General features: G+C 61.4%; 16 protein-coding genes. 6 read left to right on the top strand and 10 right to left on the bottom strand.

What is annotated here, in order from left to right; translation table 11 throughout:
• Positions 1–21 precede the first annotated feature (21 nt).
• Both panB and panC read right to left on the bottom strand, forming a co-directional pair.
• The gene (gene panB, locus CUJ84_RS25760; protein WP_105008535.1) at positions 22–843 is read right to left on the bottom strand and encodes a 3-methyl-2-oxobutanoate hydroxymethyltransferase; all 822 of its coding nucleotides are present in this window, start codon (positions 841–843) and stop codon (positions 22–24) included.
• The gene (panC, locus tag CUJ84_RS25755) at positions 840–1,715 is read right to left on the bottom strand and encodes a pantoate--beta-alanine ligase (protein ID WP_105008534.1); all 876 of its coding nucleotides are present in this window, start codon (positions 1,713–1,715) and stop codon (positions 840–842) included. The genes panB and panC overlap by 4 nt, the downstream gene beginning before the upstream one ends.
• A gap of 277 nt (positions 1,716–1,992) precedes the next feature.
• Between panC and CUJ84_RS25750 the strand changes: the two genes are divergently transcribed.
• The 3 genes from CUJ84_RS25750 (at position 1,993) to CUJ84_RS25740 (ending at position 5,645) form a co-directional block, all read left to right on the top strand.
• A complete protein-coding gene (locus CUJ84_RS25750; protein ID WP_105008533.1) occupies positions 1,993–2,466 on the top strand; it encodes a ProQ/FINO family protein in 474 nt (157 codons plus the stop codon).
• Positions 2,467–2,842: 376 nt separating this feature from the next.
• Entirely contained in the window at positions 2,843–3,829 is a 987-nt protein-coding gene (locus CUJ84_RS25745; protein WP_105008532.1) for a cytochrome-c peroxidase, read from the top strand.
• 10 nt (positions 3,830–3,839) lie between these two features.
• Entirely contained in the window at positions 3,840–5,645 is a 1,806-nt protein-coding gene (locus tag CUJ84_RS25740) for a methyl-accepting chemotaxis protein (RefSeq protein WP_105008531.1), read from the top strand.
• A gap of 107 nt (positions 5,646–5,752) precedes the next feature.
• Here CUJ84_RS25740 and CUJ84_RS25735 read toward each other — a convergent pair whose 3' ends face one another.
• The 6 genes from CUJ84_RS25735 to CUJ84_RS25710 form a co-directional block, all read right to left on the bottom strand.
• Positions 5,753–6,814: an ABC transporter ATP-binding protein gene (locus tag CUJ84_RS25735; protein WP_105008530.1), complete on the bottom strand. Its 1,062-nt coding sequence runs from the start codon at positions 6,812–6,814 to the stop codon at positions 5,753–5,755.
• Positions 6,815–6,836: 22 nt separating this feature from the next.
• Positions 6,837–7,691: a sugar phosphate isomerase/epimerase family protein gene (locus tag CUJ84_RS25730; protein ID WP_105008529.1), complete on the bottom strand. Its 855-nt coding sequence runs from the start codon at positions 7,689–7,691 to the stop codon at positions 6,837–6,839.
• Positions 7,692–7,755: 64 nt separating this feature from the next.
• Positions 7,756–8,994: an ROK family transcriptional regulator gene (locus CUJ84_RS25725; protein WP_105008528.1), complete on the bottom strand. Its 1,239-nt coding sequence runs from the start codon at positions 8,992–8,994 to the stop codon at positions 7,756–7,758.
• 35 nt (positions 8,995–9,029) lie between these two features.
• Positions 9,030–9,872: a carbohydrate ABC transporter permease gene (locus CUJ84_RS25720; RefSeq protein ID WP_003562327.1), complete on the bottom strand. Its 843-nt coding sequence runs from the start codon at positions 9,870–9,872 to the stop codon at positions 9,030–9,032.
• The gene (locus tag CUJ84_RS25715; protein WP_020047456.1) at positions 9,869–10,798 is read right to left on the bottom strand and encodes a carbohydrate ABC transporter permease; all 930 of its coding nucleotides are present in this window, start codon (positions 10,796–10,798) and stop codon (positions 9,869–9,871) included. Before CUJ84_RS25715 ends, CUJ84_RS25720 begins: the two co-directional genes overlap by 4 nt.
• Positions 10,799–10,945: 147 nt before the next feature.
• On the bottom strand, positions 10,946–12,244 hold the full coding sequence (locus CUJ84_RS25710; RefSeq protein ID WP_105008527.1) for an extracellular solute-binding protein: 1,299 nt from the start codon (positions 12,242–12,244) through the stop codon (positions 10,946–10,948).
• A 364-nt stretch (positions 12,245–12,608) separates the two neighbouring features.
• On the opposite strand from CUJ84_RS25710, the gene CUJ84_RS25705 reads away from it, so the two are divergent.
• Positions 12,609–13,655 carry a Gfo/Idh/MocA family protein gene (locus CUJ84_RS25705; protein WP_105009165.1) on the top strand — a complete coding sequence of 349 codons (1,047 nt, stop codon included), beginning with the start codon at positions 12,609–12,611 and terminating at the stop codon, positions 13,653–13,655.
• Positions 13,656–13,666: 11 nt separating this feature from the next.
• Here the strand turns inward: CUJ84_RS25705 and CUJ84_RS25700 are convergent, their stop codons facing one another.
• Entirely contained in the window at positions 13,667–14,806 is a 1,140-nt protein-coding gene (locus CUJ84_RS25700; protein WP_105008526.1) for an ROK family transcriptional regulator, read from the bottom strand.
• Between the two features lie 237 nt (positions 14,807–15,043).
• On the opposite strand from CUJ84_RS25700, the gene CUJ84_RS25695 reads away from it, so the two are divergent.
• Positions 15,044–18,070 carry an alpha-mannosidase gene (locus CUJ84_RS25695; protein ID WP_105008525.1) on the top strand — a complete coding sequence of 1,009 codons (3,027 nt, stop codon included), beginning with the start codon at positions 15,044–15,046 and terminating at the stop codon, positions 18,068–18,070.
• Between the two features lie 69 nt (positions 18,071–18,139).
• Here the strand turns inward: CUJ84_RS25695 and CUJ84_RS25690 are convergent, their stop codons facing one another.
• Positions 18,140–18,778 (bottom strand): TetR/AcrR family transcriptional regulator, encoded by a 639-nt coding sequence (locus CUJ84_RS25690; RefSeq protein ID WP_105008524.1) that lies wholly within the window; start codon positions 18,776–18,778, stop codon positions 18,140–18,142.
• 203 nt (positions 18,779–18,981) lie between these two features.
• Between CUJ84_RS25690 and CUJ84_RS25685 the strand changes: the two genes are divergently transcribed.
• Positions 18,982–21,444 carry a beta-glucosidase gene (locus CUJ84_RS25685; protein WP_105008523.1) on the top strand — a complete coding sequence of 821 codons (2,463 nt, stop codon included), beginning with the start codon at positions 18,982–18,984 and terminating at the stop codon, positions 21,442–21,444.
• Positions 21,445–21,466: the final 22 nt, after the last annotated feature.

Genomic DNA, 21,466 nt, shown 5'->3' with positions numbered 1-21,466 from the left:
TGGACCTGACATCGCCTCGCCTCAGGATCGCCGCTTGAACGTATGCTCCGCTGCCGGAAACTGTCGCGACCGGACCTCGCCGGCGTAAGCGGCGGCGGCGGCCGAAATCCTCTTGCCGAGTTCGTCGTAGCGCTTGACGAAACGCGGGATGAAATCGTTGAAGAGCCCCAGAATGTCGTCGGAGACCAGAACCTGACCGTCGCAGGCGGAAGAGGCGCCGATACCGATGGTCGGGATGTGCATCGCGGCCGTCACCTCGCGGGCGAGCGGCTCCACTGTTCCCTCGATGACGACGGCAAAGGCGCCAGAGCCGCCGATAGCATGCGCGTCCCGCCGGATCTTCGACGTCTCGTGCTCGGAATGACCGACGGAACGATAGCCGCCTGCGGTTTGGACCTGCTGCGGCATCAAACCGATATGCCCCATGACCGGGACCCCCCGCTTCGTCAGAAAGGCAATGGTCTCGGCCATCTCCTCGCCGCCCTCGAGCTTGATGGCATCGCAGCCGGTTTCCTGCAGGATGCGGACAGCGTTGCGGAACGCGATCTCCTTCGATTCCTGATAGGTGCCGAACGGCATGTCGACAACGACGCAGGCCTTGTCGACGCCGCGCATCACCGCCTTACCGTGCGCGATCATCATATCGAGCGTGACGCCGATGGTGCTCTCCATCCCGTAGAGCACCATGCCGAGCGAGTCCCCGACCAGCAGGAGGTCGCAATGCTCATCGAGCAGCCGCGCCATCGGCGTCGTATAGGCGGTCAGGCAGACGATCGGCTTGCCGCCCTTCATGGCTGAGATGCGCGCTGGTGTCAGGCGCTTCTGAATTCCGGCCGCGCTCATCTGATCACTCCCTTTCCTGGCAAGCCCCGCCCGCCGATAACCCTATTGTCGAGAAGCCGTGTCGAGCCAACCCGAACGAAGAGCGCCACAACGACAGGGTCTGCGATCGAAGTGACCGGCTGCAGCGTCGAAGCATCCCTGACAGCGACGACCTCCGGCTTTGCCAGAGGTTCGCGATTGAGAAATGCCGTGAGCTTTGCCTCGAGTTCCCCCGGATCGGTAAGGCCGCCGGCAACCAGACGCTCCGCCTCGTCAAGCGTCTGAGGGACGATCACCGCGGCACGCCGCTCCGCCTCGCTGAGATAGACGTTGCGCGACGACAATGCGAGACCGTCGCTATCCCTGACCGTCGGCACTGCTATCACGCGCACCGGCACAGCCAGATCGTCCACCATGCGCTTGATGATGACGACTTGCTGGTAATCCTTCTCTCCGAAATAGGCGGTCTGCGGCTGGACGATGTTGAAAAGCTTGCAGACGACAGTGGCGACGCCGGCAAAATGCCCCGGCCGTACCGCCCCTTCGAGTTCGCGCCCGAGATCGGGAACGTCAACGACAGCAAGCATCGGGCGGGAATACATGTCCTCGACGCCAGGCGAAAAAAGGAAATTGACGCCGGCTTGCCTCAGCATGGCGGCGTCGCGTTCCAGATCGCGCGGATATTTGCTGAGGTCTTCCGCTGGGCCGAACTGCAATGGATTGACGAAAATCGAGACGACGACAATGTCGTTTTCGGCGCGAGCGCGCGAGACAAGTTCCATGTGACCGGCATGGAGATAGCCCATCGTCGGGACGAGGCCGACGGTCCGCCCCTGCCGCCTCAGTGCATCGAGCGTATGGCGCAGCTCGTCAATGCTCGAGAAAACCCGCATATATCCTCCCCGGCCGGTCACTCCATCTTGGGCGCGGATATGAAGTGTAATCGATGCGGCAGGTCAATGCATATTTCTCGATAAAAACGATTAGATGCGACGGCAGCCGAGGACGCCGGGCTGTAGCAGCGCTGGGGGTAACGGCTTTTTGCCACACGGCGGCAGTACCGCGTCCCACCGGCTTGCAGTGGAACCGACGATATGCGACTTCCGTTACTCGCGCTGTCCGTCAAGATACCATCACAGTCGGTCGCTATGGACGTTACATGGAGGACGCATGGACAAGCCCTGGAAGATCAGCCGCGGACCGATTGCGGCAACCGAGCTCGACGTGGAAAAGGCAAACGCGATCAACATGCTGTTGATCCGGCCGGTCGGCGTCCTTCCGGCCAAGGCGGGGGATCCGGTCCTTCCTTTTGCCGTCGGCCTTTTCAATGAACTCCGCCCGCTCCTGAAGCCCGATGCCGGCGTCACGACGCTGCGGCGGGCGACCGCGGCCTATGTCCACGGCCGACGCTACTATTTCGCCAGCGCCCAGCCCGATTCCATGCGCCACGGCCTTGACGGCGAACCCGTCGAACCACTGTCGTCCGAAGACCGGCTGGTCGCGCAAAAGCGCTTCCTGAGCCTCAAGCAGACCACCGGCAAAGCCGACGCGCCAGAGCCGACACCACCGGTCCCTCCTCCCTCGTTGAGCAAAAGCGAACAGATCCGCGCAGCCCTCCTCGGCAAAAGGAACGCCGTCAGCTAGAGCGGGGATGAGTTTTGCTCACCAGCAACCTTGAAGTCGTTTGCACAATCCTGCTGCGTGATGGTTCGAAGAACTTTCCGGGTTCGCCATAGACCGTTTCGTTGGTTCCAGCTGGTCGATCTCCTCAAAGCCTCATATTTCGACATTTGCTCGGCCGTTCGTGAGTGCGCCAAGCAAGGCCGGTACCGTGATCGTCATCCACGAGGGCAATTTAATAGGAGCCCTATATTGTACTTCGCAGCGATTAATATCCGCCCGCGTCACGTTAGCTCTCAAACTTTCGCGCATAACTCAAGTATTGATTGCTTTACATAGAATTAACGTAATGACGCTAATTTTAGCATAATCCAGAACCAAGTTCGGACTTGCTAGAACGATGCGTTTCCTGATTGCAGCTTCCTTACTCGCATTGGCCGTCGTCCAGCCTGGCGCGGCCGCCGATCTTTCCGCGTATAAGCGGCCGCTGACAGTCCCTTTCGAGGGCGTGACAGCCTACTCCCCTCAGTTGGCGACGCTCGGCAAGATGCTGTTCTTCGACCCGCGGCTTTCCGGCAACAAGAACATGACCTGCGCCAGCTGTCATAACCCTTCCTTCGGCTTTGAGACACCGGTGACGACGCCGATCGGCGCGGCCAATACCGCGCTCGCGCGTCAGGCGCCGACGGTCCTGAATGTTGCCTGGGTCTCGCCCTTCTTCTGGGATGGCCGCGCGCCGAACCTGGAGGAGCAGGCAGCAGGTCCGATCACGGCTGCCGCCGAAATGAACGGCAAGCTCGACACCGCCGTGACCGAAATGCAGGGTATACCTGACTACAAGAAGTGGTTCGACGAGGTATTCCCTGACAAGGGTGTCACCAAGGAGACGATGCTGACGGCGATCGCCACCTATGAGCGGACAGTGGTTTCCAACTGGTCGCCTTTCGACCGCTGGGTGGACGGCGACGAGAAGGCGGTCTCCGACAGCGCCAAACGGGGCTTCGAGCTGTTCACCGGCACCGCCGGCTGTTCCTCCTGCCACACGGGCTGGAACTTCACCGACAACAAGTTCCATGACATTGGCTTGCCGAGCGACGATATCGGCCGCTACAAGATCGATGCAAGCAGCCCTGACAACAAATATGCATTCAAGACGCCGGGCCTGCGCAACACGCTCTACCGCGGCCCCTATATGCATGACGGCAGCCTGAAGAGCATGGACGAGGTGATCGTCCATTATGAAAGCGGCGGCGTCAGCCGTCCGTCGCTCGATCGGGCGATGTCGCCCTTCTTGCTGACGGACCAGGAGAGCAAAGATCTGATCGCGTTCTTGGGAACTCTGACCGCCGAAAAGCAAGACATCCCCCTGCCGACGCTGCCGAACTGAGGTGCAGGCAATGAAACTCTCCATACGCATGCAGATTCTCGCTCCGATGGTGGTCACGATCGTCGTCGGCTTCGGCAGCGCATTCCTGATCGGCTACCAGGCGATCGTCGGCCAGACCCAGGTCGCAGTGGTGGTGCAGGAGGCGGTGAACGCCAAGATAGCCTCCGCCCATATCGAACAGCAGTTCAAGGAAGCGACCTCCGTGGTGGACCGGGTGCTGTCGATGACGAACTTCGTCCCGGCGGCTGAGATCAAGGCTGAGTTCGAAGAGAGCAACGGCGCGCTGGTGCAGTCGCTCAACGAGCTTGGCAGCGTCGATCTCGCCGGTTCGCTGACCGACGGCGTGCGGTCGCTCCGCCAGGCCCATGATGCCTGGGAAAAAGACGTCAGGATCAGTCTCGGGCTGCAACAGGCGGACGAAGTCCCGACAACCGAAAAGCTGGCGCGCTCGCAGCAGGCGATCCTGACCGGGATTGCCGCCGTCAACGCGATTGTCGACAAAATAGCAACCGAGAGCGTCGCCGCCGCCGGCAGCGCGCTGGAATCGAAGATCGAAACTGAATTGGCATTGGCAGGCATTGCCGCGATCGTCGGCCTCGGCATTCTCATCGCCATCGCCCGGCATGTGTCGCGCCCGATCCAGCGTATCACCCAGTCCATGCAGGAACTCGCAGCCGGCGAGACGGATAAGGTGATCCCCTATGCCGGGCGCCGCGACGAAATCGGCCTGATGGCCGGTTCGGTGGAAGTCTTCCGTCAGAACGCCATCGCCCGCGCCCAGCTCGAAAGCGAGGCCGAGGAGAACCGTCGCCTGGCGGAAGCAAACCGGTTGGCAGACCAGGAGCAGGCAGAGCTAAGCGCGGCAGAGCGGCTGACGGTCGCCACGTCGGGCCTTGCCGCCGGGCTGAAGCGGCTCGCCCAGGGCGATCTCGCCGTCAAGTTGGCAGACGCGTTCGCACCGGAATTCGAACCACTCAGGCATGACTTCAACGCCTCCGTCAAGCAACTCGGCGACACGCTCCTTTCCGTTTCCGAAAGTGTATCGATCATCAATTCAGGCACTCGCGAGATCAGCAACGGCTCCAACGAACTCTCCGGTCGCACCGAGCGACAGGCGGCGACACTCGAACAGACCGCCGCGGCGCTGAGCGCCGTCACCGCCAAAGTCACGGAAGCTTTCGAGATCGCCAAAGAGGCTCGCGGCGTCGCCGACGACGCCAATCGCAGCGCCATGGCATCAGGCAAGGTGGTGGCCCAGACGGTCGAGGCCATGGATCAGATCCAGGAATCCTCCAAGCAGATCAACAACATCATCGGCGTCATCGATCAAATTGCCTTCCAGACCAATTTGCTGGCGCTCAATGCCGGCGTCGAGGCCGCCCGCGCCGGCGAAGCCGGCAAGGGTTTCGCCGTCGTCGCCCAGGAAGTGCGGGAACTCGCCCAACGCTCGGCCCAGGCCGCCAGGGAGATCAAGGACCTGATCGGACGGGCATCCGCCAACGTCGCCAGCGGCGTCGAACTGGTCAGCCACACCGGCGCTGCACTTGGCGACATCGGCCGCTTCATCACCGATATCAATCAGCGCATGGAAGCGCTGGCGGCCTCGGCGCGGGAACAGGCGACGAACCTGTCGGAGGTCAATTCGGCGATGGGCCAGCTCGACCAGGTGACCCAGCAGAACGCCTCGATGGTGGAGGAAACCACAGCAGCCAGCATCACGCTCGCCAGCGAGGCCGAGCGCCTGCGCGAACTGGTCACGCAGTTCGAATTGGGCGTGGCGCAGCCCGACACCCGAACGTATCGCGACGCAGCCTGAACTGAGCGCGAAAACCGGCCGTGCAGGACTGAGAGCTTTCGGGGCCGGGGGCGCGGAAAACGCGCCCCCGGCTGGCGCCGGCCGAAGGGGAGGGGCAATCGGCCGGGTCAGTTCAACGGGGCTTCGCCTGATGTGATCCGCTGCTCGTCTCCGGCAAACAGATGAACCGCATCGTGGATTGGCGCGATCCTCAGCACCTCGCCGGGGGCTGCCCTGATCCGGTCCCTGAAAACGCAAGTGAGCGTCTGCGTTCCCAGCCGGGCGATGAGCAGCGTTTCCGAACCGGTGGGCTCGACGACCACCGTTGTTACCTCGATACCGCCCGGGTCCAACCGGAGATGCTCGGGACGAATACCGTAGGTCACGGCTTCAGGCGGACGGCGCTCGCTCGGCAGGAGCAGGCCATCGGCGGTTCGAAACCCATCTTCCGTCATGGTGCCGCTGATGAAATTCATTGCCGGAGAGCCGATAAATCCGGCGACGAAAAGGTTGTTCGGACGATCGTACAATTCCAACGGAGAACCCGACTGCTCGATCAGACCGTCCTTCATGACGACGATCTTGTCGGCCATGGTCATGGCTTCGATCTGGTCGTGAGTGACATAGATGGTCGTCGTCTGCAGCCGTTGATGCAGTTCCTTGATCTCCGAGCGCATCTGCACCCTGAGCTTGGCATCGAGGTTCGACAGGGGCTCGTCGAAGAGAAAGACGGCCGGGTCCCGCACGATTGCCCGCCCCATCGCCACGCGCTGTCTCTGGCCGCCCGATAGCTGCTTCGGATATCTCTCCAGGAGACTTTCGAGGCCGAGAATCTTCGCGGCGTTGCCGACCCGCTGATCGATCTCCGTCCGCGGCATTCGTTTCAGCCGCAGCGAAAACCCCATGTTCTTCGCAACTGTCATATGCGGGTAGAGCGCATAATTCTGGAACACCATGGCGATGTCCCGGTCCTTGGGCGCAAGCTCGTTGACAATATGCTTGCCAATCTGGATCTGCCCCGAGGTGATGCCCTCGAGGCCCGCAATCATCCTCAAAAGCGTGGATTTGCCGCAGCCCGAGGGGCCGACCAGAACGACGAACTCGCCGTCACCGATGTCGACTGATACGCCTTTGATGGCTTTGAACGCGCCGTAATCCTTGCGCGCATTGTTGACCGAAACATGGGCCATTACAGTCCTCCCGAAATCGCTATCAAAGTCCGCTCAGGACATTTCTCAAATAATCGAGGCCGAGGCGCTCGCCCTGTTTGCGCGCGGCTAAGTCCTTGCCCGGCCAGCCATAGGCGGCATCCTCATGTTCGATCGACAGCGTACCGTCGAAGCCAGCCCCGCGAGCCTGGCGCAGGAAACGCGGCCAATCGATCAGGCCGAGCCCCGGCAGCTTGTACTGCCACCAGCCCTTGCTGTGATAGCCGACGGCCTGCAAGCTCTCCGGATCGATTGCAGTGTCCTTGGCGTGAAGGATGGCAATGCGATCCTTCACCGCCTCCATCGCCTGGTAGGGATCGACGCCAATGCGAATGAGATGCGAGGGATCGAATTCCAGCCCGAAGCGAGGATCCTTGATCCTCTGAAAGAGCTCCTGCCAGCCTCTTGGCGTCGTCCCAATGAAATTATCCTTCGGACCCGGCCAGTTCTCGATTGCAAAGGTCAGGCCTTGGGATTGTGTCTGCGCGATCAGCCCGTTGGCGAAATCGGCGAAGTCATCATAGTTGGCTTCGTCGCTTGCGGTGTCGTCCCGGCCTGGGAAGATCACAAAGATTGGCACACCCGCCTCACCGATCGCGCCGGCAAACTCGGCGGTCTTCGCCCGAAGTGCCTCACGCTTTGCGCGGTCAGCATCGAGCTGATTGCCGAAATAGGTGATCGACGACACGAAGAGGTCGCGGCTGCGTGCGAGCGCAACGGCGGCCTCCACCCGATCGGGCGTCTTGATATGGCCGCCGACATCGATCTCGATTGCGTCGAAACCTGCCGATGCGGCGAAATCCACCACTTCCTCCAGGGGGCGATCGTTGAATGTCGAGGTGTAAAAGCCGATCCTCACCAAAATCCTCCCATCTTCACCAAAATCCGTTCTTCACCAAAATCCGTGGGCCTTGCCGGCCGTTTCAACTGTTCAGGCGATCCATGTTCTTGAGTGGCGAACGTGTGCGCTGCGCAGCGTCCGCCGATGCGAGCATCAGGGCTGCTGCCATCGGCATGGCCGCCGCCCCCATGGCCGAGGCATCCTCTCCGAGCGAAGCGCGATGAAGCGAGGGGAGACTGGTATCCTCGGCATCCAGATGCTCGTGCACGTAGCGAAGCAATTCATCGACAATGCGGATCGGCAGTCTGCCGCCGACGAGGACGGCGTCGGGGTCGACGATCATGCCGATATGCTTGACGGCGACTGCCAGATGCGCGCTCATTTCCTTCAGCCACTGCGAAACGAGGCGCCTGCCATGCGCATCCAACGTCAGGAGATCGTGCGGAACACTCACCTCGACGCCGTGCTGCGCGAGGAAATCATAGAGGAAGAACAGCGAGAATATCTCGCCGAGGAGCTGGACCTTATGGGCCTTGCCGTCCCCGCCGTCGGCGATCGGAAGCCAGCCGATTTCGCCGCTGAGGCCCATGGCGCCACGATGACCGTTGCCGTCGAGCACGAGGCCGCCACCCGGGCAAGGATTGATGGCGATGTAGAAGAAGCTGCTGCTTTCAGCGCCCAGTCCGTAATCGAGTTCGGCAAGGGCGGCGGCATTGGCTTCGTTTTCGATGAAGACGGGATGCTGCGTCAGGTTTTCCAGTGCTGCGCGCACATCGAATGCCGTCCACTCCTGATAGGTCTTGGGCTTGCCGAGGAGCGAAATCTCGCCAAGCCAATCCGGCATCGCCAGACCGATGCCGGCGAGGCGCGCGTCGTCGATGAGCCGGCTGCGCTGGAAATGCGAAATAGCATCGGCCGTGAGCTGCAGGAATTCCGTCGGCAGGATGAAACGTTTCTCGTGATGCACGCGGGCGCGGACATTGCCGACGGCATCGACGGCCAGGATTGTCAGATGGTCGCGATCGATGTTGATGCCGATGGCAAAACAGGCATCCGGATTGATTTCGAGTTCGATTGCCGGCTGGCCTCTCAACCCGTGCCGCCGGCGGGCTTCCATGATCAGCCCCTCGTCCAGCAGGCGATCGACGATCCGGGCGATTGCCGGTTTGGTAAAACCCGTCCGCCTGGCAATTTCGGCGCGCGAAATCGGCGCCTGGCGATGAATGCAGCGCAGGACGACGGCCCTGTTGTGCTCGCCTGCATCTTCGACATTGGCGCCGGTCAGATCCGGGGACAGCCTGGCGCCGAGTGTCTGGTTCATGCTCGAAATCCTTCCGTGCGCATAGACTGAACCGCTCATCCCTTGACCGCGCCGCTGGTCATCGCACCGAGGATCAGCCGCTGGAGTGACAGGAAGGCGACGATCGCCGGAACGACCGCGATCAGGCAGGCGGCGGCAAGCAGCTGTATGGACGAGTCGGTTTGCATGCCGCGGAAGTTAAAGATCCCGACGCCGATCGGCATCAGATCATTTTTCGTGAGCAACAGAAAAGGCACCAGAAATTGCGACCAGCCGGCAATCACCGTGATGATGAAGACCGAGGCTATGCCCGGCGCCGACAATGGTAGAACGATGCGCCAGAAGACGGAAAACCTGTTGCAGCCGTCGATCATGGCCGCTTCGTCGAGGCTGCGCGGGATGCCGTCGACCGTGCTCTTCAACAGCCAGGTCGCCAGCGGAACGCCCAGCGCGATGTAGACCATAACGACGGCAAAATGCGTATCCAGCAGGCCGAGTCGGTTCATGTAGCGATAGAGCGGCACCATGATGACGAGCGGCGAGATCATCTGGAAGAGAAGCAGCCCCATCATCGACAGGCCCTTGCCCCGGAACTGAAATCGGGAAAAGGCGTAAGCCGCGGGCAGTGCGACGATCAGGACGCCCAGTCCGCTGAGGGCGGCAAGCTTGAGACCGTTCCAGAGATAGATCGGAAAGTAGCTGTTGTTCAAAACGGTGATGAAGTTATCGATGGTGGGATTGTTTGGAATATATCGCGCAGCGCCGCGATAGATCTCGCGCTTGTCACGCATTGCCATCGACAGGAGATAGGTGAGGGGGCCGGCGAAGAACACGAACATTATCAGCATGAACAGATAGCTCATCGCATCGCCGAGCCGCGTTCCGGTCCGTCCGCTCATTGCTCTTCCTCCTTCGGCAGGAACGACGCGTAGATGAAGGCAAGCCCGAGGCTGATGATCAGCATGAGCACGGAGAGCACGCTGCCGCCGGACAGGTCGTAGTTTCTAAAGACGATATTGAAGACGTAGAGTGAGATGACCTCGGTCGCACGCCCCGGACCGCCGCCCGTCAGCGTGATGATCGCATCGAAGGTATTCACCGTCTGGATCGTAATGAGGATCATATTGACCAGGATCGCCGCGCGCAGTTGCGGAAGCGTGACGAAGAAAAACTGCTGCGATGCCGTCGCGCCGTCGACCTCGGCCGCTTCATAGAGCGAGGGATCGATCGACTTCAGCGCCGCATACATGACGACCATCGAAAATGCGGTGCCGCGCCATATGTTGGAGATGAGGGTGGACCACGGCGCAATAGCAGGGTCCGAGAGCCACGCGACCGTCGGCATGTGCATCAGCCTGAGAATGCTGTTCAGCGCGCCATAAGGCGCTTCGGAAAAGAGCATCTGCCAGATGATGCCGCCGGCAATTCCGGGGACGACCCAGGCAACCAGCGCCGTCGTTCTGAGGATGGTGGTGCCGAACAGGCCGCGCTTTTCGCCGCGGATGACCACAACAGCCACCGCAAGACCTAAGATCTGCTGACCGATGACGCTGCCGCCGACAAAGATGAGGGTCGCCCATAAAATGTCGGGCAGCTGCGGCGAGCTCAACGCATTGGTGATCGACCCCAGCGTATAATCCTGGTTGTCGCCGATCAGCGTGGCATTGGTGAATGAAAGCCTGAAAACGTCGATGACAGGATAAAGATAGAAGATGCCGATGACGACGATCACAGGCATGATCCAGGGCAGGGGCGCACCGGCAAAACGGCGCATGAACGTTCTGCTTTGAGGCGGGCTGTCGGCCTCGATGGCAATGGGGCTCATTAGCTTCTCTGTCCGGGGTTTCGCTAGCGCATCGGAAAGCACGATGCGCAGATTCAAAGTCTTACAGCGTCCTTTGCGCGTCTGAAGAGACGCGCGGCACTGTAGGTCGACGGCGCCTGGGAGCAGGCGCCGTCACGCTCAGAAGCACTAGAGACGCTTGTAAGCCTCCAGCGCCGCGTTGAAGGCAGCATTCAAAGCGTCTTCCGGCTTTTTGGTCCCCGAAAGCACGTCGCCCATCATGATCTGGATCTGGTTGGAGATTTCAGGATAGATCGGCACACCCGGGCGTGCCTGTCCGTCGACCAGAGCCTTGGCGAAGGTCTTGTTGGCTTCGGTGGAAAAGACCTCATATTTGTCGAACAGCGATTTCCTGGTCGGCAACTGCTGCTGCAGCGCGTTTGCCGGCCCCATATAGACCTCGCGGGCGAGGTTGGCGCACATCTCGACCTTGTCCTTGTCCTTGCTGAAGGAGGCGATCGTCCAGCCGCCGGTGCCGGTCGAACGCTGATCGGCGCTGGGGCCGGGGATCGGCGAGAAGGTCCAGTTGTTGAACTCGTCCTCGTCGAGCGTGGCCTTCAGCTGCGCATATTGCCAATTGCCGCCGATGAAGAGAGCCGTCGTCGCCGCTGCGGCCGCAGCGTTCATATCGTCGTAATTCGCGATCGTGCTGACGCGCTTGGGCGCGGCGCCGGAATCGACGAGATCCTTGAAATAATTCAGCGCCTTCAGGAATTTCTCCTTGTTCTCGCCTTCGCCGAATACTGGCTTGCCCGAGTCGTCGACGAGCTTGCCGCCGAGCGCCCAATAATTCGCGAGCCAGTCGAATGTCGTCCCTTCCCAGCGCCCACCATTGAAGAGAACGCCCTCCATGCCTTCCTTGGTGGAGGCGAGCGCGGCCTTTTTCAGGTCGTCCCATGTCTGCGGCGCCTCCGCAACGATCGACTTGTTGCGGTAGAGCACGCGAAGGTCCGTATCCCACCACCAGGCACGGACCGTCTGGTCCTTATCCGTGATGCCGCTGCGGATGAAGGGGAAAAGGTCATCCACTTCCTCCTTCGAAAAATACGGCGTGAAGTCCGCAAGAACATGATTGACCATGAACTGCGAGAGGACGAAGGAGTCGACAGCAGCGCAGTCAGGCGCGTTGCCGGCCTTGGCCTGCTCCAGCATCTTGGCCTGTTCGGTGCCGATGTCAGAGGACATGAATTGCATCTGCAATTTCCAGTCCGGATGCTTCTTGATGAAATCGACGAAGAGCTTCTGATAGCCCTCGGCGATCGCCGGATCCGAATTGTTGGGACTGTCGTTCGTCAAACGGACGACGAGGGACTTCGGCGCATCGGCAAGGCCGATCCTGTCCTTCGTGGCAAGTTCCTGGGCAAATGAAGTAGATGCTGAAAATAACATGGTGCTCAGCGCAAATGCGCTGACGGTGGCGCTCTTCATGATGGGTCTCCTCCCCATTTTGAACGGATACAGCCTGGCGGTCGGTTGACCTCTCCTCATTTCCGTGCTGCATTAATTAGATTAAGTTACTTTGATTTGATGTCAAGCCACAGCTTGGAAGGCCAGACCTGGGAGGTTGAGATGCTGGCGACAATCAACAGCAGCTAGCGCACAGTTCCGGAAAATCGAGATCGATTTCCGGAAAAGGATCTGCGCCATGAAAGTGATGGAGCGTCCCGCGCGGCGCACCCACCGCAATTTTCCTGAAGAAGAGCACGAGGCAATCGCGGATGGCCGCGGTGGCGTGAGTGCGGTTTTGCCCTGGCTGAACTGCGGCGGGGGAGTTAATTCTATGGAGGATAAGATGCGTTTACTCATTCTCGGTACCGGCGGCATGGCCAACCAGCATGCCGCCAACTTCAAGGCGATTGAAGGCGTCAGCGTCGTGGGCGGCGTCGATGTCGTCCCGGAAAGGCTCGCGGCCTTTTGCACCGAACATGGCATCGCCAACCATTTCACGACCCTTGAGGAAGCTCTCGCCTGGGGCGAATTCGACGCTGTCGCAAATGTCACGCCGGACCGCATTCACCACCCGACGACGCTACAGGCGATCGCAGCCGGCAAGCACGTCTTCTGCGAGAAACCGCTCGCCACCGATGCGATCAAGGCCATGGAAATGACCGAGGCCATCGAGCGATCCGGCAAGGTCGGCATGGTCAATTTCACCTATCGCAATTCGCCTGCCCTTCAGAAAGGCCGGCAGATGGTTCTCGCCGGCGAAATCGGGCAAGTGCGCCATGTCGAGGCGTCGCATCTGCAAAGCTGGCTGGTCGGTCGTCACTGGGGCGACTGGAAGAGCGAAAGCAAATGGCTGTGGCGGCTGAGCAAGAAGCATGGATCCAACGGCGCGCTCGGCGATATCGGAATTCACATCGTCGATTTCGCATCCTACGGCTCCGGCCTCGACGTTGCTCATGTCTTCGCGCGGCTGAAGACCTTCGACAAGGCGCCCGGACACAAGATCGGCGAATATGATCTTGATGCGAATGACAGCTTTACGATGAATGTCGATTTCACCGGCGGAGCGATCGGGACGATCCAGGCGACGCGCACGGCGGCCGGACAGATGGATCAGCTGCGCCTCAGGGTCTATGGCGAAACCGGCTCGATCGAGATGATCTACGATACCGGAAAATCGACACTTCGCGCCTGCCTTGGAGAAGACGTGCACACCGCGACGTGGCGTGACGTCCCCTTCGATCCGGTCGAGACGAACTATCAGCGTTTCGTCCAGGCCGTGCGGGCGGGCAGGACCCAGGAACCCTCGTTCCGGCGGGCGGCCAATATCCAGAAAGTCCTGGACAAGGCGTTGGCCTCCGATCTCAGCCACACCGATGAAGCGCTCGGCTGAGGCAACATGCATTAAGCCGAAGCTGGCGGCAGCAGCAAAGTGTTGAGGAAGGGCAGGAGGGCGGCGCCGAGCGCAACGCCGCCACCGCTGAAGCTCGCGGGTTTCATCGGCGAAATCCAGGGGGTCAGCAACGGTCTCGTCGACGTGTCGCGCCGCTCGATGGAAAGCTGATGGATCAGCGCTTCGATCACGCCCTGCGGCAGATCGCTGCCGATCATGACGACGCTCGGAGCGAGGAATCCAGCCATGGCGATGATCGGGTCGAGCAGATGGCCAGCGGCTTCCCGTATCCATTGCGACAGTGACGGCGAGGAGATTTCCTCGCCCTTCAGCAGGTCGGTGAATGCCTGGTCGCCGATCCGTGATCGCAGCGACTCGAAACCAACGACGGTGTTCAGCTGGACATTGTCCGGGCCGGTCAGCATTTCGCCGATGCTGCCTGCCCGACCATGCACGCCGGAATAGGGAATACCGCGAATGAGAAAGCCTGCCTGAACGTCGTCGTCGATAATGATCATCGCAAGCCCGCCTTCCCTGCCGGAGCTGCCGATCGTGCGTTCGGCGAGAAGGCTCGCCGTACACTCGTTCTCGACATAAGGACGCGCGATCGTCGACATCGCGGCGATCTGATCGCTTTGAGCGTCCGTCCAGTCGTTGGCGGCGATGCCAAGGCCGATGATCGGCATGGCGGCATGGCGATCGACCATGTCCCTGACGGCCGTGTGCACCAGCTTGACCTTGTCTGCGGGGTCCAGGCCGAAATAGACCCGGTCATGCACCTGGCCGCTGAGATCGATGAGCACGGCCTCGCCGCGCCTCTGGCGAAGCTTGACGCCGATCGAGAAAGCGCCTTCCGGGCGCAAGGCAAACTCGGAGGCGCTCGCACCGCCGCTGAGCCCGTTGCGGCGGTTGGAGGTGACAAGCTTCTCTTCGGCCAATCGACGAAGAATATTGGTAATCCCCGGGCCGGTCAGGCCGCAATGCCGGCCAAGCTCCATCCGCGTCAGCGGGCCGTGGCGGCGGATGGCTTCCAAAATGACGCGAATATTTCGATCGGCGATTTCACCGGACCGCAGGCCGACTGTTTTGGCGCGCGGAGCGCCTGTGTCCTGGGTTTGAAGCCGACGCGGCCCTGATCGAAGATACCGCATAGTCGCCGTCCTTAGAGCTATACGACGCTTTTGTATCACGCCATCGTCTGCCGCAATGAATTTCTTACGGACTTGACGCCAAATCAAAGTTACTTAATCTAAGAGCATCGGGACTGTTGGAGGAGCGGGACCGGGCAAGTCGCGATGTCGGTCGCGTCATCTCCCCCAAAACCATGACCACGGCCCCAAAAGCTTGACGACAAAATTGTCAGCCGTCGATTTTAAACAGGATAAGCCATGCCTCTGACCATTGCCCAGCGCCTCGATCGTCTCAAAGTTCGCATTGCCGAGTTGGCTCATTGGCGAGATCGACAAAGCGCTGCGATCGACGGCTGGACTTTCGAGGGCGAGCCGATCGCACATCAGCAGAATTGGCCGCACCGCCAGGGGATGGTGCAATTCGCCGTGACCGCTGAAGCGCCGGAGGCGTGGCCTCTGGCAGATATTCGCCTGCAGCTCGATCTCGGCGGCGAGAGCCTGATTACGCTGAGCTATCCCGACGGTGAGACCGAAACATTCGGTCTCGATCCCTATCATCAAGAATTCCCGGTGAAGGGTCACCGCTTTTCGATCGCAACGGAAACCGTCGCCCGGTTTCCGTTCGGCGAGCCCAATCGCGCTCCGAGGCTCAACAAGGCCCGGTTTATCTGGCTCGACGGTCCCGCTCACCGCCTGCATCTTCTGTTGAAGCAGGTTGCCGAGGCAATCGAGGTGCTCGGCGAGCATGAAGTCGTGCCGCATCTGATGGATGCCGCCGAGCACGCGTTGCGCAGTCTCGATTGGCCGTCGGATACGGCGGCTTATATCTCCCGCACATCCGGCGCCGTCATGCAGCAGAAGATCTGGGAACTGCCGGAGCTTGAGGCAAATCCGGCGGGCCTCACGGAAGAGCAGAGCGGCTCGGCAGCCACGGCCTTCGAGGCTCTGACGGCGCGGTTGAAGGAGCTGCAGAAGCGCTTCCCGCCGAATGGAGAACTGCTGCTGACGGGCCATGCGCATATCGATCTCGCCTGGCTTTGGCCCTATCGCGAGACGCGGCGGAAAATGCGGCGCACCTTCAATACGGCCCTCTCGCTGATGGAGCGTTCTGACGATTTCCGCTTCAATCAATCGACCGCCCATTATTACGCGCAGATGGAAGAGGAAGACCCGAAGCTTCTCGATCGCATCAAGAAGAAGGTCACGGACGGAAAGTGGGAAACCGTCGGCGGCATGTGGGTGGAGCCCGACACGAACATGCCGACCGGCGAAAGCCTCGCCCGTCAGGTTCTCTATGGCCAGCGTTATTTCGAAAAGACCTTCGGGACGCGCCATACGGTCTGCTGGCTGCCGGATTGCTTCGGCTTCTCCGGCGCGCTGCCTCAGATCCTGAGACAGGGTGGCATCGACAGCTTCTTCACGATCAAGGTCAACTGGAGCGAGACCAACCATATCCCCTCCGATCTCTTCTGGTGGAAGGGTCTCGATGGCAGCCAGGTGCTGACCCATACGTTCGACAATCCGATGCAGGGTTACAACGGCTTCGTGCAAGCCGATTGCTACGTGCCGACATGGAAGAATTTCCGCGGCAAGACGCAACACGATACCTCGCTGCTGGCCGTCGGTTACGGCGATGGCGGCGGCGGCGTCACGCCGGAAATGGTCGAGCGCGAGGTGCAGTTGCGCGATTTCCCGGCGATCCCGCAGGCACGCTGGGGCACCGTCAAAAGCTATTACGAGCAGGCGCACCGCACCGCTGGGGAAAAGAACCTTCCGGTGTGGGACGGTGAAATCTATCTCGAACTGCACCGCGCCACGCTGACGTCGCAAAGCGGCGTCAAGCGCAAACATCGCCAGGCCGAACGTGCGCTGATCACCGCCGAAACCATCGCTTCGCTGGCGCATATGCTTGGAGCAGACAGGCCCCGAAACCTCGAAGCGGATTGGCGCGTGGTGCTGAAGAACGAATTTCACGACATTCTGCCGGGCTCGAGCATCCGTGAAGTCTATCAGGATGCAGAGCAGGAACTGGGCGGCGTCATCGACCATGCCAAGGCCGAGCAGGCAAAATCATTGCAGGCGCTGTCGGCCAAGCTACCGAAGGGCGGGGTTGGCGATGCCCTCGTCGTCGTCAATCCGTCTCTTGCGGCCAGGCCGCTCAGCGCAACGCTCTCCGACGGCACGGTCGTCGCGGCCGCGGATCTCGTTGCCCCCTTGTCCGTCGCGGTCTTCGACAAGGGCTCGCTCAGGCCGGCAGGCGGGCTGAAGGCAGGCCCCGACCGTCTCGAAAACGACCACCTCTCGGTCGCCATCGGCAAGGACGGGGCGGTTTCGAGCCTGCTTCACAAGGCAACGGGCCGGGAAGCGGTCGACGGCTCGGCAAATCAGCTCTGGGTCTATCCGGCCGACAAGCCGCGCAACTGGGACGCCTGGGACATCGATGCGGATTATGCCGAAAAGGCCGTCCGCCTCGATGCGCCTGAGAGTATCACCCTCGTTGAAGACGGGCCGCACCGCGCGGCGATCCGCGTCGTTTACCGCTACCGGAATTCGAGCGTTACGCAGACCTATGTGCTGACGGCCAACGCCAGGCGGCTCGACATCGAAACGACGATCGACTGGCATGATCGCCGCACACTGCTTCGAACCCTGAACCCGGTCGCCGCGCAGGCCCGCAAGGCGACCTTCGAATGCGCCTTCGGCATCGTCGAGCGGGCAACGCACACGAATACGTCCTGGGAGCAGGCGATGTTCGAGGCCGTCGCGCATCGCTTCGTCGATATCAGCGAGCCGGACTTCGGGGTCGCGCTGCTCAACAATGCCAAATACGGCCATAGCGCCCGTGGCAATGTGATCGGCATGAGCCTCGTGCGCGGGCCGATCTATCCGGATCCGCTGGCCGACGAAGGTGAACAGAGCTTCACCTATGCACTGATGCCGCATGAAGGCACCTGGCATGAAGGCGGCGTTCTCGACGAGGCGATCGATCTCAACCAACCGCTCGTCTCAGCCGAAGCCAGCGGCCTCTCCGCCGGCACTTTTGCGCCGCTTGCGGTCACCGGCATCCCCGTCGCGTTCTCAGGCCTGAAGCCGGCGGAAGAGGGCGATGGTCTCATCCTGCGCCTTTACGAACCGGCCGGCCGGCGCGGTAACCTCTCCCTCGGCCTGCCTTCCGGATGGGCAGCATCCCAGCCGCTGAACATTCTCGAAGAGCCGATGGAGCGAAAGGGACCTGCCGACATCATGCCGTTCGAAATCCGGACCTGGAAGCTGAAGAAAGCCTGAGGCTATGTCTTGGCCGACGGCTCTCTTTCACTTCGGTGCCGCGGAATGATCCGCGGCGCTCAACTCAATTCAGCCCTCTAAACCAAGGCTCACCAGCAGGCGGCTGATATAGGCTTCCAACCCGCCGACCATATCGAAGCGGGCGGGATCGCGCAGCCAGAGCATCTGAAGGCCGTCCATCACGGCGATCAGTTCGGCCGCCATCGCCCTGCCATCAATCTCGCCGTCGATCGAGTCATCGGCGACGGCCTCTTCGAAGGTCGCGGCGATGTCATTCTGCAGCTGAGTGGCGCGATCGAGAAACCATGCCTTGGCCGGGTGATCCTTCATGAGGCTCTCGGCATTCAGGATGGCGAAAGCCCTGATGACCTCGACCATTTCCGCGTTGCGGCGGAAGACCTCGACCATGCCCTTGAGCAGGCCGCGGAGATCGGAACGATAGGGCCCGATGAAGCTTTCGCTTTCGAGATCGCGCTTGTCCAGAATGGCGAGCAGCAGATCGACCTTGGTCGGGAAATGGTGCAGCAGGCCGGGCAGCGACAGGCCGACGTCGCGGGCCACATCGCCGATGGCGGCATTCTGGTAGCCGTCTTCGGCGAAGCGCCGCATCGCAGCCGTCAGGATCTCCGCGCGGCGCGCCTCGCCCTTGCGGGATCTGCGTCGTCGCTTTTCGTCCTGTCCGGTCATCGATTCGGAAAACTCTGCCATCGTCTCTCCCGCCGGTTTCTCCGGCGCTCTTTATCCATACATCAGGCTTCGCCAGTTGACATCTTAAAAATACCGAGTAATCGGTAGGTTTAAGAGCTGCCTTACGCGCTGAGAAGTTCGCGTTTGCCGCCGGAGGAGTTAGCACCGCGCACGCTCCGGCAATACTTCGCGGCACCCGAAATTCGATTGAAGGGGAGGTTTGCATGATCGATTCCATTCTCGACAAGATGACGCTCGAGGAGCAGGTCTCCCTGCTGTCCGGCGCCGACTTCTGGACGACGGTTCCCGTTGAGCGTCTTGATGTGCCGAAGATCAAGGTGACGGACGGCCCGAATGGCGCCCGCGGCGCGGGTTCGCTGGTCGGCGGCGTCAAGGCGACCTGCTTTCCCACTGCCATAGCGCTCGGCGCCACATGGAATCCCGACCTGGTCGAGCGCATGGGTGTGGCGCTTGCCCGCCAAGCGAAGAGCAAGGGTGCCGCCGTACTGCTCGCGCCCACGGTGAATATCCATCGTTCCGGGCTCAACGGGCGAAATTTCGAATGTTATTCCGAGGATCCGATGCTGACCGCGGAACTCGCGGTCGCCTATATCAAAGGCGTGCAGAGCCAGGGGATCGCGGCGACGATCAAGCACTTCGCCGGCAACGAATCCGAGATCGAGCGGCAGACCATGTCTTCCGATATCGACGAGCGGACGCTGCGCGAAATCTACTTTCCGCCCTTCGAACAGGCCGTCCGGCGCGCTGGCGTGATGGCCGTCATGTCCTCCTATAACCGCCTCAACGGCACCTATACCAGCGAGCATGAGTGGCTGCTGACCAAGGTGCTGCGCGAGGAATGGGGATTCGACGGGATCGTCATGTCCGACTGGTTCGGTTCGCATTCGACGGCCGAGACGATCAATGCCGGTCTCGATCTCGAAATGCCCGGCCCGGCGCGCGAGCGCGGCGAGAAGCTGGTTGCGGCCGTGCGCGAGGGCAGCGTCGAAGCCGCCACGGTGCGGGCGGCGGCGCGGCGGATCCTGCTGCTGCTCGAGCGGGTCGGCGCGTTCGAGAAGAGGCCCGACCTCACGGAGCAGGCGGTCGACCTGCCGGAAGACCGAGCGCTGATCCGGCGTCTCGGCGCGGAAGGCGCGGTCCTTTTGAAGAACGATGGCATGCTGCCGCTTGCCAAGGCATCGCTCGACCGGATCGCCGTCATCGGACCCAACGCCGCGAGCGCGCGTGTCATGGGCGGCGGCAGCGCGCAGATCGCGGCGCATTATACGGTCAGCCCACTCGAAGGCATTCGAGCCGCCCTTTCCAATGCCAACAGCGTCAGCCACGCCGTCGGCTGCCGCCATAACCGTCTGATCGAGGTGGCCAAGGGAAAGATCACCGTCGAATATTTCAAGGGGCGCGGTTGCCGGGGCAATCCGCTTCATGTCGAGACCGTCGACAAGGGTGAGTTCTTCTGGTTCGAGCTGCCGTCGACCGAGCTCGACCCCACCGATTTCTCGGCACGGATGACGATGCAATTCGTGCCGGAGGAGAGCGGCGATCATGTCTTCGGCATGACCAATGCCGGACTGGCCCGGCTCTTCGTCGATGGCAGGCTCACCGTCGACGGCCATGACCGCTGGACACGCGGCGAAAACTATTTCGGCACGGCCAATGACGAACAGCGCGGCACGGTGGCGCTCGATGCGGGCCGAGCCCATGCCGTCACCGTCGAGTACGATCCGCCGGTGGCGAACGGGGAGGGGATCAACCTCACGGCCATTCGGTTCGGCGTCGAAAAGCCCTTGGGCGAGGCCGATATCGAGGACGCCGTCGAAACGGCGCTGAATGCCGATGTGGCGCTTCTCTTCGTCGGCCGCGACGGCGAATGGGACACCGAGGGCTTGGACCTGCCCGACATGCGGCTTCCGGGCCGGCAGGAGGAACTGATCGAGCGGGTTGCGGCCGTCAACGCCAACACCGTGGTCGTGCTGCAGACCGGCGGTCCGCTAGAAATGCCCTGGCTCGGCAAGGTTCGCGCCGTGCTACAGATCTGGTATCCCGGGCAGGAGCTGGGCAATGCCGTTGCCGATGTCCTGTTCGGCGATGTCGAGCCCGGTGGGCGCCTGCCGCAGACATTCCCGAAGGCGCTTGCCGACAATTCCGCCATGACGGGCGATACAGCCGTTTATCCCGGCAAGGATGGGCATGTGCGCTATGCCGAAGGCGTGTTCGTCGGCTACCGTCACCACGATACACGCGCTGTCGAGCCGCTCTTCCCCTTCGGTTTCGGCCTTGGATATACGCGCTTCAGCTGGGGTGAGCCGCGCCTGTCGGCGAGCGACATGGGTACCGAGGGCCTGACTGTCAGCATCGATCTGACCAATATCGGTGATCGGGCCGGATCGGAACTGGTCCAGCTCTATGTGCGTTCGCCAAAATCCAGGGTGGAGCGGCCGGACAAGGAACTGCGCGCCTTCGCAAAGCTTTCGCTGCTGCCCGGTGAGACTGGGACGGCCGAAATGAAGATCCTGCCGCGCGATCTCGCTTATTTCGACATCGAGGCCGGGGCCTTCCGCGCCGAACCCGGCGATTACCAGCTGATTGTGGCGTCGAATGCCGCGGATATCAGGTTCATCATCGATCTGCCGTCACCACTCGAATATGTACTGCCACCTTCGTATTAAACGCAGGCTAGCGAGATCCATG

The sequence above is a fragment of the Rhizobium leguminosarum genome (assembly GCF_002953715.1).
Taxonomy (GTDB): domain Bacteria; phylum Pseudomonadota; class Alphaproteobacteria; order Rhizobiales; family Rhizobiaceae; genus Rhizobium; species Rhizobium leguminosarum_V.
This window is presented reverse-complemented; position numbering and strand designations above follow the sequence as displayed.